Consider the following 12,950-nt stretch of genomic DNA (forward strand, 5'->3'; position numbering starts at 1 on the left):
ATGTTTTACATAAGAAATCGAAAGTGCGTGCTTTTCTGTCATACCTTCGAATGGTATACTAGGTATCGTGTATTGAAATGATCAGAAGATGAGGAGGGGAATACATATGCGCAAAGCACCTGGAAAAAATCGCGCGGCGAGTGTTAAAGCAAAACATCATTCTAACTTAACATTTCGTATGAATATCCTTTTCTTTGCAATATTTATCGTATTTTCAATGTTAATTTTTAGACTTGGCTATATGCAAATCGTCAAAGGGGAAGATTATGTACGTATTTTAGAGCGTACAGAAGAAGTTCCTGTCAACACAAGTGTACCAAGGGGACGCATGTATGATCGTTACGGTCGTATTTTAGTGGATAATCACCCGGAAAATGCCATTACGTATACGAAAATGCAAACGACCACAACAGAGGAGATGCTTGATATCGCGAAAAAGCTGGCACAGTTAATTGAACAGCCAACAAAGCGTGTCACATTGCGTGATAAACAGGATTTTTGGATATTACAAAATCACGATGCTGCCTATGAAAAAGTCACAGAGGCAGAAAAAACAAAAATTAATGCACAAGAAAATATTACAACAAGTCAAATTAATGCAGAGATTGATAAACTGGTACGGGAACGTATCACAAACGAAGAACTTTTACAATTAACAGAGGCAGATTTAGAGGTATTAGCGATTTATCGTGAGATGGTGTCTGGCTATAATCTATCTCCTCAAATTATTAAAAGTGAAAATGTATCAGCTGATGAATTTGCTCGTGTATCTGAGCGTTTAACTGAACTACCAGGTGTTAATACAACAACAGACTGGAAACGTGTCAAATTATCATCTTTATCTATTCTTGGACGTACAACGGTCCCAACAAAAGGGATACCAAAAGAGAAGCTCAATTACTATTTAGCACGTGACTACTCACGTAATGACCGTGTGGGAGAAAGTTACATTGAAGCACAATATGAAGAATTACTACAAGGTCAAAAAACAGTCGTCAAAAATATTACCAATAAAAAAGGTCAAGTAGTCGATACAGTCACAACCTATGAAGGGGAGCCAGGTAAAGACTTAATCCTTTCATTGGATAGTGAGCTGCAGGCTGAAACGGATAAGATTGTTGAAGAAGAACTGCTTAACTTAAAGGCACTTCCAGGCTCCTATTTATTAGACCGTGCCTTCCTTATTATGATGGATCCAAATACAGGCGATATTTTATCGATGGTAGGTAAGAAAATAGAAAAAAATCCCGAGACAGGGCAAAATGAAGTCATTGACTATGCATATGGATCGTTTACAACAGCCTATGAGGCAGGTTCATCTGTTAAAGCAGCAACAGTCCTCACTGGCTACAATCAGGATGTTATTTCGATGGGTACTTCAATGGGAGACGAGCCGATTATATTAGCTGGCACGGACCCGAAAACGTCTATTTTTAACAGGGCTGGATATATCCCGATGAATGACTTGTTAGCATTAGAACGTTCTTCCAACTCCTATATGTTTAAAATTGCGATGCTGCTTAATGGAACCCCTTATAGTTATGGTATGCCATTACGCTTAAAGGACGATACGTTCTCAAAAATGCGTAATAATTATGCGCAATTTGGTTTAGGTGTGAAAACAGGCATTGATTTACCAAATGAATTTAGCGGAGTGCGTGGTCCATCAGGTCCAACAATGGGTGGTAAAACACTTGACTTGGCGATTGGTCAGTATGATACGTATACACCACTTCAACTTGCACAATATATTTCAACAGTTGCCAATGGTGGCTATCGTATTCAGCCACATGTTGTGAAAGAGGTTCGAGACCCATCACAGGATGGGAAGCAATTAGGGCAGTTAGTAACAGAAGTAGGTCCAACTATTTTGAATCAAATTGATAATCCTAAAGAAGAGATCGATTATGTAAAGCAAGGGCTACGTCGTGTATATACTGGTTCACATGGTACAGCACGAGCACAATTTGCCGATACTCCATATACAGCTGCAGGGAAAACAGGGACAGCAGAGGTAGTGTATTATGGTCCGTTACGTGAGCACTACGGCACAAATACGATTAATTTAACGCATGTTGGCTTTGCCCCATATGAAAATCCTGAAATTGCCTATGCAGTTGTGATCCCATGGGTTAATACAAATTTAGCGCCACACTACTATCAAAATAATGTCATTGCTAGACGTTCTTTAGATAAGTATTTTGAATTAAAAGCAAAATATCAAGCTGAAAAAGTAACTGATAGCAATGTAAAACAGCCAATTTTACCAGCGATTACGGAAGAAAAAATTGGAGAGAATGAGCAGGAATAAAGGGTATTGGATATGCGCTAATACAAAACGGATTTGGAAAAATTATTTTCCAAATCCGTTTTATTTTTACTTTTTTATGAATTTTGAATGATGTTAAGCTAATTCTTAAGTAAATATGGAATGTATACGAAATGCGCAATTCAGAGGTACTTGTCAAAATTGCTGATGAACTGAATCAGTTGTGAAATTTAAACTTAACTAAGTAGTGAAAGGGGCGTTTGCATAGCAAAACACCCCTTTCAGATATTTAGTGCCTTTATGCGGATAATTGCTGAATGGCTAATTCAAATTGCTCTCTTGGTTTTACCCCATAAAGTTCTATATTGTTATAGAAATAAGAAGCAAGCATAAAATCAATCGCCTCTTGAAGTGTGTAGTCCCGATGTTCCATTACTAATGATAAATATGTTTTAAAATAATCGACATTTTGTACTTTTGCATGTTTCATGACAAAGGTCAAACTCTCCTTATCATTAAAATAAATATTTCCTGACACAATTGCTTATTATAACACCTTTCCTATAGGAAGCAAGTTTCCCCTATTGTAAATTCATCTTTACAAACGTTTACAAAGCATTACATTCCTTTACATCTCTTTTACGAACCGTTTATACGACTTCAACAATCAGTCATTATAGTAAAGATTGTAAGACAAATAACTATAAAACAGTTCATGACGGAGGCAAATGAGATGAAAAAGTGGAAGTACTTAACGATGACAGCGGTAATGGGTTCTGCATTAATGCTAGGTGCATGTGGTAGCGATTCTGCACAAAACGGAAACAATACAGAAACGAATGCACCAGCAAGCTCAGGACAAGAAGCTGCTGATGAAAAGCTACAAGGGTCTGTAGCTGGAGATGGCTCATCAACAGTAGCACCAATCATTGAGGCAGTTGTTGAAGAGTATGCAGGTACACAACCAGATGTCAAAGTATCAGTGGGGGTTTCTGGTACTGGTGGTGGTTTTGAAAAATTCATCGCAGGTGAAACAGACTTTTCAAATGCATCTCGTAATATAAAAGATGAAGAGAAAGCGAAATTAGAAGAAGCGGGCATTGATTTTACAGAGCTAGCTTTAGCATATGACGGTTTATCAGTAGTCGTGAACCCAGAAAATGATTGGGCGAAGGACTTAACGGTAGAACAACTACAAAAAATTTGGATTGAAGATGGGACAGAGAAAAAATGGTCTGATATTGATCCATCATGGCCAGATGAAAAAATCGTTTACTATTCACCAGGTACTGATTCAGGCACATACGATTACTTTGATGAAGTGATTTTAGATGGAGCAGATCTAGTAAGCTCAGCAACATTATCAGAGGATGATAATATGCTAGTGCAAGGTGTAGCTGGTGATAAAAATGCGATTGGCTTCTTCGGTTATGCTTACTACCTTGAAAATAAAGATAAATTAAACATTGTCAAAGTAAATGGCGTAGAGCCAACAAATGAAACAATTGAAGGTGGCGAATATACACCACTTTCACGTCCATTATTCACATACGTAAAAAATAGTGCAATGAAGGACAATGAAGCAGCATATGACTTCATTAAATTTACACTTGAAAACGCAGGCGATATGGCTGAAGCAGTGGGCTATGTTCGTTTACCTGAAGAAAAATATACTGAAGGCTTAAAAACTTTAGAAGGCTTAAAATAAGAAGACATGCATAGAGGGGAAGAGATGTATGCTCTTTCCCTCACTTATTTGAAAGGAGCTCCCAATGGTTTCTCAAAAGGAAGATAAGACATCATCTGTGCAGCAATTAATTGCAAATTCGCGCAACCAAAAAACAAAGAAAATAGTGGAAAAAGCCATGCCAGCTCTATTATTTTCTGCAGCTATTATTTCGATATTAACAACATTTGGCATTGTTTTCACCCTTATTTTTGAAACGTTTGAATTCTTTAAACGTGTGTCGATTACGGATTTCCTTTTCGGTACTAAATGGTTACCGTTTTCAGGTAACGAACCGTTATTTGGGATACTGCCATTAATCGCTGGTACATTAAAAGTGACACTTATTGCAGTTGTAGTAGCTGTACCATTTGGAATTGCTTCAGCTATCTATTTAAGTGAATATGCAAGTGAGAAAACACGACGTACAGTGAAACCTATTTTAGAGGTATTAGCAGGTGTGCCAACAATTGTTTATGGCTTCTTCGCTTTAACATTTGTCACACCAGTTTTACAAGAAATTGTACCTGGACTCAAACTATTTAATGCATTAAGTCCTGGTATTGTTGTAGGGATTATGATTTTACCAATGATTACATCTCTTTCAGAAGATGCCATGTCATCTGTACCAAATAGTATGCGTGAAGGAGCCTTAGCTCTAGGTGCGACGAAATTTGAAGTAGCAATCAAAGTAGTATTACCAGCTGCGCTTTCAGGGATTGTCGCTTCTGTTGTGTTAGCTATTTCCCGGGCAATTGGAGAAACAATGATTGTATCGCTTGCAGGTGGTTCAACACCGAAATTTGACCTCAATGTGACAGACTCTATTCAAACAATGACTGCATACATTGTACAGGTTTCAACTGGTGATGCGGGTTATGGTACAACTATTTATTACTCAATTTATTCAGTAGGATTTACACTATTTATCTTTACTCTAGTAATGAATTTACTTGCTCACTATATTTCGAAACGCTTCAGGGAGGTTTACTAGCATGCGCTATATGGATGACACAGTCGTCATGAAACGAATGACAAAGCGTATTACAGCAAATAAAGTTTGGAAAAGTCTCTTTTTCTTAGCTACTACGTTTGCACTTGTTGCTTTAGCTATTTTACTGTACCGCATTGTGACACAGGGGATTGATTACTTAAATATCGATTTCTTGACGAATTTTGCATCACGATTTGCGGATAAGGCAGGTATCAAAGCTGCTTTAATCGGTTCGCTTTGGTTAATGGCAGTTGTAGCACCAGTATCGATTATTTTAGGAGTTGGTACTGCGATTTATTTAGAGGAGTATGCCAAGAAAAATAAAATAAATGACTTTATTCGCATGAATATATCGAATCTAGCAGGTGTTCCTTCCATTGTTTTTGGATTACTTGGATTAACTATTTTTGTACGTATGATGGGTCTAGGAAAAAGCATTTTAGCTGCTGGCTTTACAATGAGTTTGTTAATTTTACCTGTTATCATTGTAGCGGCTCAAGAGGCTATTCGTGCAGTGCCAAACGAACAACGTGAAGCTTCATATGGCATGGGTGCAACGAAATGGCAAACGATTTTGCGTGTTGTATTGCCAGCTGCCATTCCAGGTATTTTGACAGGAAGTATTTTAGCCTTGTCTCGTGCCATTGGAGAAACAGCTCCACTAGTTGTAATTGGAATTCCAGTTATCCTCCAGTTTTTACCGAATGGTTTACTGAGTCAATTTACAGCATTACCAATGCAAATCTATGATTGGGCAAAACGACCACAAGAAGCCTTTCAATACGTAGCAGCCGCAGGTATTTTAGTGCTTATGACAGTGCTGCTACTAATGAATTCGATTGCCATCTATATCCGAAATAAATTCCAAAAACGTTATTAATGAGGTGACCTTATGGTAGTAGATTTTAAAGAGGAAAAAACAATTGTCAAACGGAACCAGGCAACGACTAAGCCTATAGCAGATGTGGCGAAAAATATTGTCTATGATACACGCAATTTAAACTTATGGTATGGTGATCATCATGGTTTAAAAGATGTTAATTTAAGCATCTATGAAAATGAGGTAACGGCTATTATTGGACCATCTGGCTGTGGGAAATCTACGTATCTAAAAACATTAAACCGCATGGTTGAACTTGTACCAATCGTACGTACATCAGGAGAAATTTTATATCGTGAGCGAAATATTTTAGATAAAAACTATACGGTAGAGGAATTAAGAACACGTGTAGGTATGGTATTCCAAAAGCCAAACCCGTTTCCAAAATCTATTTATGATAACATTGCCTATGGACCAAGAATTCATGGCATTAAAAATAAAAAAATTCTCGATGAAATTGTGGAGAAATCATTAAGAGGGGCAGCCATTTGGGACGAGGTAAAAGACCGTTTGAATCAAAATGCCTACGGATTATCAGGTGGTCAGCAACAACGTATTTGTATTGCACGTTGCTTAGCGATTGAGCCTGATGTCATCTTAATGGATGAGCCAACATCTGCCTTAGATCCGATTTCTACGTTGAAAGTGGAAGAGCTGGTTCAAGAACTGAAAAAGGATTATTCCATTGTCATCGTGACACATAATATGCAGCAAGCGGCACGTATTTCTGATCGTACAGCATTCTTCCTAAGTGGAGAGGTTGTCGAATACGATAAAACGGATGTTATTTTCCAAACACCAGCAGATCAACGTACAGAAGACTATATTTCGGGACGTTTCGGCTAAGGAGGAGCAATGAATGATCGTACGTGAACGTTTTGAACAAGAGTTAAAAGAGGTACAGGGACAATTTCTTGCAATTGCTAATAGCAGTATCCTTGCATTAAAAACAGCTTTTGAAGCATTGGTAGAGCAGGATTTAGAAAAGTCTTTGAAAATTTTGGAGGACGATTTAATCATTAATCGCCTTGAAGAAGAAATTAATGACCATGTGATCCTAATGATTGCCAAGCAACAACCAGTAGCAACAGATTTACGCCGTCTCATGGTTCTCGTAAAGGCAGCTTCAGATATGGAAAGAGTAGGGGACTATGCGGTTAATATAGCTAAAGAAGCAATTCGAATTGGTAAGGAGCCGATGATATTTCCAATAACAAATCTCCAAACCATGTGCAATAAAACAGTAGAAATGCTAGAGAGCATCATGAAGGCCTTTACTGAGGAAGATACGGTACGCGCTAAAGAGATTGCAGAGTTAGATGATTACGTGGACGATTTATACGGGGCAACGATCACCCTTTTACTCCGTGCTGGGGTAGAAAACCCCTCCCATATTTCACAGATTACGCACCTAACATTTATATGCCGCTATTTAGAGCGTTCTGCAGATCATGCTACAAATATTGCTGAACATCTATTTTACTTAGTAAAAGGCAAACATTATGAATTAAATAATTAAGAAAGAAGAGCTGCGTTTTAGCTCTTTTTTTCATTTGTAGAAAAAAATCTCCTGTGGCAGCAACATTGTCTTTGGCTGTAACGTCTTTATAGCAAGCGTTTTTGTATTGTCAAAAAATTTTTTTGGTTATACTATAGACATTATCCAAAAAATGTGGTGCTTAGGAGGTGCTGCTACATGAAAGATGCAATTGAATCCCTCATCAAGCAATTTGACAAGCAGTTGACAATAGAACAACTTGACTATTTACGTTTTCTCTATGAAAACCTACATATAGAGGAGTTAAGTGAAGGGGAACAACATTATTTTATCGATTATTTTTTCAAGAGTGAGCCATTACGAAATATGGCAGCATTTGCTCTGGAATTGACGGATATCATGCATGAAATCCAAGAGAATATTCCTGCTATTGAGAAGGCAGAACGCTTAGCAAATGGCAAAGAGCAACGCCAGTATTATGAACGAAAATGGTTAGAGCTTAGACGTCAAAAGCTTAAGCAACAGACAACGAAAAGCGGCAATATTTACTATGTACCCTTTCATGATTATCAACAAGACCCTGGCCCGATGATTATTTGTTTAGAACAAACGACAGGAATGGCCGCTTATTCTGAGATTTGTAAAAGTATGATTTTAGCGTTATTTATGAGTGCACATCGAGAAGGCCGTGATTTATACATTGTACCGTATGATCGGCAAATTCATGTCCACTACCGCTTTGAAAATGGTCATTTAAATTTAGCTGATTTTAAAAGTTTTATCGAATATAAGGCAAAGGGAGAGGCAGCCATTTTACCTGTTTTACAATTTGTGAAAGCATTGCTACAGGAAAATCAATTAGGTACAGAAGCAGATGTCATTATTTTTACAGAAGGAGCACCTATTGATGGGCAGCATCTCGTTGGCAAGCAAGCAAAAATGATGCTAAAGGAAATGAAGCAAAAATATCATGCTGAATTTTCGGTAATTGCCATGCGTGAACATAACTTTAATAAACAGCAATTTTGGTTTGCTAGTAAGGCTTTTTTTGCAGATGATGCCATACAATAACAAGAACGGGGCTAACCATTACTGAAGGTCGGCTCCTTTTTGCTGGCGATACATAGGTAGTTATAAAGGAGAAATACATGGATTCATTACATTGGTTATTACCTAAATTTACAGTCCCAACCTGGCTAGATGGCTTAATTGCTGTCATTATTTGTTTAGTCGGGTGGCTTATTCAACGATTCATCATCAAAAAAATTATTCATCGTGTTGTGCTATTTTTAAAAGATCGTCAGCGCAATTTCCAAGCAAATGTACTGGCCCAATTTAGTAAAGCAATTGGCTATGCCTTTATGACGACGGTCATTGTGCTAAGCTTATCTTATTTAATAAAAGTCCCTTTATTTACACATCCATCAACAAAGAATTTTGTATTGTCTATTATGGTGTTTTTTGCTTTTAAAGGGATTTATGATGTTTTAAATTTTTATACGAAACAACCATTTGAATTAACAAGCGAAGAGGATCAGAATGTTTTACTACCGTTTTTTCTACGAATCGGTAAAGTACTTATCATGATTTTTGCTATGTTTACGATTGCTTCCTTTTGGGATTTTAATCTGAATGGCTTTTTAACTGGAATCGGCTTAACGGGTGTGGCGATTGCCTTTGGGATTCGCGATACACTAGCGCATGTATTTGGTGGCATGTCCGTAGCTTTAGATAATCCATTCCAAATAGGAGATTGGATTGCGACAGAGGATCAAAAAATTGAAGGAACGATTGAGGATATCAATTTAAGAAGTACGTTAATTCAAACAGGAGACAAAGGACTTGTCTATGTGCCGAACTCCTATTTAGTGAATCGCCCACTTTATAATTTATCTAAACGAGAAAAACGGAAATGTGAGCAATTTTTATATATCGCTGCTGCTAATAATGAGGAAGACATACGTAGCGCTTTAACGGCCATTCATAAGGAAATTTATTTACATGCTAAAACAGAGAAAGACATGATTCATGTATTTATAGATGAATTTCATCATGATTCGTATCGCGTGCTTGTTCGATTCTTTGTTGCCACAAATGATACCGCTGTTATGCTGGAAGTGCGGCAGGATATTTTATTTGCCATTCGTCAAATAATGGAGGAGCTATCGATTACATTAGCTAGCCATCCTGAAGAAGAAAGTCTGCGAAATAAAAAATAAATTGAATTGTAAGATAGTTTGCTTTACAATATTACCAAGAAATCAGCTTTGATGAAGAGTAGTAGCTAGTACAATTTGTTATAGAGAGCTAGTGGTTGGTGAAAACTAGTACAAATGTTTAGTGAATGGACTTCGGAGCTCTAATCCTGAAAAAAGTACGGATTAGCGGATGCCTACGTTACAAGGCTTAGAGAGGGTTTTCCTATCAGGAGACCAATGAAGGTGGCACCACGGCTTTTCCGTCCTTTTGTGATGGAAAGGCCTTTTTATATTTTTTTCTTTAGACGGCAAATGTTTTAGCTGAATGAAGAGAAAGCCTTTAGCAGATTTCTGCTGCTAAAGATAGATGAGGTGTAGATGAGCAGAGCTTAGAGAAGGAGAGAAGAGTATGACAGTTGAGCTTAGAAAGTATGCTATGAAAGTATTACATGGGGATATGATGACCCCGATCTCTGTGTATCAATCACTGAAAGGGCAGCATAAAATGTTGTTCGAATCCTCAGCGAAACATGAGGAAAGTGGGCGATATTCCTTTATCGCCATCAATCCAGTGGCTGAACTAAAAGGAAACAATGAAGAATTCGTGTTTTCAAAAGGAGCAGAAAATGACAAGGCTAGGGGCAATGTGCTTGATCGATTAAAAGAACTAATACCCTTTCATAAAGAAAGCTATCCTTTTGCTTTCTTTGGAGGAGCTATAGGTTTCTTTGGCTATGAAACAGCATTTTACACAGAAAAAATAGGTGACTATTTACAGGATGATTTAGCTATGCCTGATGTTCATGTTTTTTTCTATGATACATTTATTGTTTTTGATCATCTAACACAGGAAATTACACTAGCTTCGATTGATCTATTTCAGGATGGGCGTTCATTAGAGGAGATGGAAGCTGCTATTACAAGGATGGAGCAACAGCTTTGTGCAGGTACGACCTTTGAGGTATTAAAGGTGGATGAGCTACAGTTTAAGCCTATGATTTCAAAGGAACGATTTGTTGCTTTGGTGGAACGTGCTAAGCAGCATATTTTGAGTGGTGATATTTTCCAGATTGTGTTATCGCAACGTTTTTCTGCGCCGTTTACAGGTTCGCCGTTCTCGCTCTATCGTCAATTGCGCACGTCTAACCCATCACCCTATATGTTTTATATGGATTATGGTGACTATATTATTTTAGGAACATCTCCTGAAAGTCTTGTGAAAGTAAAAAATCGAAAAGTGACAACCAACCCAATAGCAGGTACAAAGCCGCGTGGCACGACAATAGAACAGGATGAGGCCATCGCAAATGCGCTATTAGTGGATAGCAAGGAAATAGCTGAACACCGTATGTTAGTGGATTTAGGTCGCAATGATCTTGGACGTATTGCAAAAGTGGGTTCTGTCAAGCTAACCAAATACATGAAAATTGAGCGCTATAAATATGTGATGCATATGGTATCTGAGGTTATTGCCGAATTGCGAGATGACCTCCATGTACTGGATGTACTTCGTGCTTGTTTACCTGCTGGTACAGTGTCAGGGGCACCAAAAATTCGGGCCATGCAATTGATTAATGAATTAGAACCAGTAAAGCGTGGGGTGTATGCGGGAGCAGTGGGCTATATTTCGACAACTGGTGATATGGACTTGGCCCTCGCGATTCGCACGATGCTCATTAAGGATCAAAAGGCACATGTACAGGCAGGAGCAGGTATTGTTTATGATTCGATTCCATTGTCAGAATATGAAGAAACACTGAATAAGGCACGTGCCCTATTGGAGGTAAAAAAATGATTTTAATCATAGATAACTACGATTCTTTTACCTATAATTTATTTCAACAAATCAGTATGCTTGGAAAAAGCGTCAAGGTTGTACGGAATGATGTCATTACTATAGAAGAAATTCAAAAACTATCGCCAGAAGCCATCATTTTATCACCAGGGCCAGGAACGCCAAATGAAGCAGGGATAACGATAGAGGTCATCAAGGAACTCTATCAAAAATTCCCTATTTTAGGTATTTGTCTAGGGCACCAATCGATAGGTCAGGCTTTTGGCGCAAATATAGTACAGGCAAAAAATATTATGCATGGAAAGCTGTCCCCATTACAATACGAGCAAACAGGTTTATTTGCCCAATTAGATGGGGATATCGAGGTTATGCGATATCATTCACTTATTATTGAAGAACAAACTTTACACAAGGATTTTAAAATACTCGCCACAGCAGGTGATGACGGAGAGATTATGGCCATTCAACATAAAGAATATCCTCTTTATGGTCTGCAGTTTCATCCAGAATCAATCGGCACAAAAGAAGGCAGTATGATGATGCAAGCCTTTCTAGAAAGTATAGCGTAATAAAAAAGCTGTCGCCTCATATATGAATGGGCGACAGCTTTTTATGTTATTGTTTCTTACCTGTAATTAAATTAGCTATTTCTTCTAATGTCATGGCAGAATTGACTTCATAGGAGCCGATTTGTAAGCTTCTAGCATATTTAGGGTTAGCAAGTAGTAACTCCATTTCAACACTATTGGTAATAATGCCACCGTCTTCAAGTTTTTGGGCCACACTATACGGTGTGATACCACTATAGATTTGCAGAGACATCGTTGTTACATCTGTATCTGCTTCTTCATCAGCTTGTTTAGATGCATCTGTTGTAGAAGTTTTTTCAGTCGTATGTACTTGCTTTAATTGATCCTTTAACGAGGCAATTTCTTGATTGGCCTTACTTAGTTTGTTTTGTAGTTCTTTTACCTGTTGTTGATTGGAAAATTCCTTAGTAGGAAGACCAATATTTACATCGAAGCGGTTTGCGAGTGCAAGCAATGCCCCAACAAGAAAAATGGCTATACCAAATGCACGAATGGCAGACTTATTCATCAATCAACGCCCCCCGTTTGCAATCACTTGCCGAACTTGCTCTTCTGTTAAATTTGAGCGAATACTAATATCTGCTACAGAAAGACCCTGTTTATTTAATTCAAGTACCTGACTAATAATAATTTGATGAATCGGTTTTGCTGGTGCTGTTGTTTGTCCAACTTTTGAACTCTGTGCAGCCTGTTGAACGGCCTGCATGACTTGGTGCACTTTAGGATCTTGACCTTTTGGAGGGATACTTGATTTTGATTTCACTTGGAACTCTGGCTCTAGTAAAAGTTCTTCCTCCACAATCTTAAGGCGACGTTTTAAATTATTCGTTTCTTGGAAGATGGAGATAGATAATTCTTCGACATCTTGTTCGATTTTTTTCGAGCTATTTTTGAAAAAGAACGAAACAATGATCAGAAAAATGCCAATACTCATTAATACGATGGATAAATCCAATAGTTTCACCTCAATGTAGTATGTAATTATAAGATATTTTACCAT

General features: G+C 37.8%; 13 protein-coding genes and 1 other annotated feature. Of the genes, 10 read left to right on the top strand and 3 right to left on the bottom strand.

Annotated elements, in window-relative coordinates; all coding sequences use genetic code 11:
* The first annotated feature begins 106 nt into the window (after positions 1-106).
* A complete protein-coding gene (locus ACMGGO_RS07475; protein WP_048392244.1) occupies positions 107-2,311 on the top strand; it encodes a peptidoglycan D,D-transpeptidase FtsI family protein in 2,205 nt (734 codons plus the stop codon).
* A gap of 256 nt (positions 2,312-2,567) precedes the next feature.
* On the opposite strand, the gene ACMGGO_RS07480 is transcribed toward ACMGGO_RS07475, so the two are convergent.
* Complete coding sequence (locus ACMGGO_RS07480) at positions 2,568-2,759, bottom strand: hypothetical protein (RefSeq protein WP_009370174.1); 192 nt, start codon at positions 2,757-2,759, stop codon at positions 2,568-2,570.
* 243 nt (positions 2,760-3,002) lie between these two features.
* Here ACMGGO_RS07480 and ACMGGO_RS07485 point away from each other — a divergent pair, with 243 nt between their 5' ends.
* The 9 genes from ACMGGO_RS07485 (at position 3,003) to ACMGGO_RS07525 (ending at position 11,929) form a co-directional block, all read left to right on the top strand.
* Positions 3,003-3,977 (top strand): PstS family phosphate ABC transporter substrate-binding protein, encoded by a 975-nt coding sequence (locus ACMGGO_RS07485; protein WP_004231003.1) that lies wholly within the window; start codon positions 3,003-3,005, stop codon positions 3,975-3,977.
* Positions 3,978-4,041: 64 nt separating this feature from the next.
* Complete coding sequence (pstC, locus tag ACMGGO_RS07490) at positions 4,042-4,989, top strand: phosphate ABC transporter permease subunit PstC (RefSeq protein ID WP_048392245.1); 948 nt, start codon at positions 4,042-4,044, stop codon at positions 4,987-4,989.
* A gap of 1 nt (position 4,990) precedes the next feature.
* Positions 4,991-5,869, top strand: a complete 879-nt coding sequence (gene pstA, locus ACMGGO_RS07495) for a phosphate ABC transporter permease PstA (RefSeq protein WP_328024349.1) — start codon at positions 4,991-4,993, stop codon at positions 5,867-5,869.
* 12 nt (positions 5,870-5,881) lie between these two features.
* Positions 5,882-6,715 carry a phosphate ABC transporter ATP-binding protein PstB gene (gene pstB / locus ACMGGO_RS07500; protein ID WP_112118240.1) on the top strand — a complete coding sequence of 278 codons (834 nt, stop codon included), beginning with the start codon at positions 5,882-5,884 and terminating at the stop codon, positions 6,713-6,715.
* A 13-nt stretch (positions 6,716-6,728) separates the two neighbouring features.
* The gene (gene phoU / locus ACMGGO_RS07505) at positions 6,729-7,388 is read left to right on the top strand and encodes a phosphate signaling complex protein PhoU (protein WP_048392248.1); all 660 of its coding nucleotides are present in this window, start codon (positions 6,729-6,731) and stop codon (positions 7,386-7,388) included.
* Between the two features lie 177 nt (positions 7,389-7,565).
* Positions 7,566-8,438: a hypothetical protein gene (locus tag ACMGGO_RS07510; RefSeq protein ID WP_305192936.1), complete on the top strand. Its 873-nt coding sequence runs from the start codon at positions 7,566-7,568 to the stop codon at positions 8,436-8,438.
* Positions 8,439-8,515: 77 nt separating this feature from the next.
* On the top strand, positions 8,516-9,586 hold the full coding sequence (locus ACMGGO_RS07515; RefSeq protein ID WP_048392250.1) for a mechanosensitive ion channel family protein: 1,071 nt from the start codon (positions 8,516-8,518) through the stop codon (positions 9,584-9,586).
* 39 nt (positions 9,587-9,625) lie between these two features.
* Positions 9,626-9,836 (top strand) — a binding site (T-box leader).
* Positions 9,837-9,974: 138 nt separating this feature from the next.
* Positions 9,975-11,360, top strand: a complete 1,386-nt coding sequence (gene trpE / locus ACMGGO_RS07520) for an anthranilate synthase component I (protein WP_420281740.1) — start codon at positions 9,975-9,977, stop codon at positions 11,358-11,360.
* On the top strand, positions 11,357-11,929 hold the full coding sequence (locus ACMGGO_RS07525) for an anthranilate synthase component II (RefSeq protein ID WP_054549137.1): 573 nt from the start codon (positions 11,357-11,359) through the stop codon (positions 11,927-11,929). Before trpE ends, ACMGGO_RS07525 begins: the two co-directional genes overlap by 4 nt.
* Before the next feature lie 46 nt (positions 11,930-11,975).
* Here ACMGGO_RS07525 and ACMGGO_RS07530 read toward each other — a convergent pair whose 3' ends face one another.
* Positions 11,976-12,458: a hypothetical protein gene (locus tag ACMGGO_RS07530; protein ID WP_103118431.1), complete on the bottom strand. Its 483-nt coding sequence runs from the start codon at positions 12,456-12,458 to the stop codon at positions 11,976-11,978.
* A 3-nt stretch (positions 12,459-12,461) separates the two neighbouring features.
* Entirely contained in the window at positions 12,462-12,914 is a 453-nt protein-coding gene (locus ACMGGO_RS07535) for a hypothetical protein (protein WP_231595624.1), read from the bottom strand.
* Between the last annotated feature and the right edge of the window lie 36 nt (positions 12,915-12,950).

The sequence above is a fragment of the Lysinibacillus sp. BNK-21 genome, assembly GCF_048684915.1.
Classification (GTDB): domain Bacteria; phylum Bacillota; class Bacilli; order Bacillales_A; family Planococcaceae; genus Lysinibacillus; species Lysinibacillus capsici.

Bases quoted from the DNA above. Each gene is read 5' to 3' on its own strand.
- ACMGGO_RS07475 (WP_048392244.1), top strand. From the start codon at position 107: ATGCGCAAAGCACCTGGAAAAAATCGCGCGGCGAGTGTTAAAGCAAAA.
- ACMGGO_RS07480 (WP_009370174.1), bottom strand. From the start codon at position 2,759: ATGAAACATGCAAAAGTACAAAATGTCGATTATTTTAAAACATATTTA.
- ACMGGO_RS07485 (WP_004231003.1), top strand. From the start codon at position 3,003: ATGAAAAAGTGGAAGTACTTAACGATGACAGCGGTAATGGGTTCTGCA.
- pstC (WP_048392245.1), top strand. From the start codon at position 4,042: ATGGTTTCTCAAAAGGAAGATAAGACATCATCTGTGCAGCAATTAATT.
- pstA (WP_328024349.1), top strand. From the start codon at position 4,991: ATGCGCTATATGGATGACACAGTCGTCATGAAACGAATGACAAAGCGT.
- pstB (WP_112118240.1), top strand. From the start codon at position 5,882: ATGGTAGTAGATTTTAAAGAGGAAAAAACAATTGTCAAACGGAACCAG.
- phoU (WP_048392248.1), top strand. From the start codon at position 6,729: ATGATCGTACGTGAACGTTTTGAACAAGAGTTAAAAGAGGTACAGGGA.
- ACMGGO_RS07510 (WP_305192936.1), top strand. From the start codon at position 7,566: ATGAAAGATGCAATTGAATCCCTCATCAAGCAATTTGACAAGCAGTTG.
- ACMGGO_RS07515 (WP_048392250.1), top strand. From the start codon at position 8,516: ATGGATTCATTACATTGGTTATTACCTAAATTTACAGTCCCAACCTGG.
- trpE (WP_420281740.1), top strand. From the start codon at position 9,975: ATGACAGTTGAGCTTAGAAAGTATGCTATGAAAGTATTACATGGGGAT.
- ACMGGO_RS07525 (WP_054549137.1), top strand. From the start codon at position 11,357: ATGATTTTAATCATAGATAACTACGATTCTTTTACCTATAATTTATTT.
- ACMGGO_RS07530 (WP_103118431.1), bottom strand. From the start codon at position 12,458: ATGAATAAGTCTGCCATTCGTGCATTTGGTATAGCCATTTTTCTTGTT.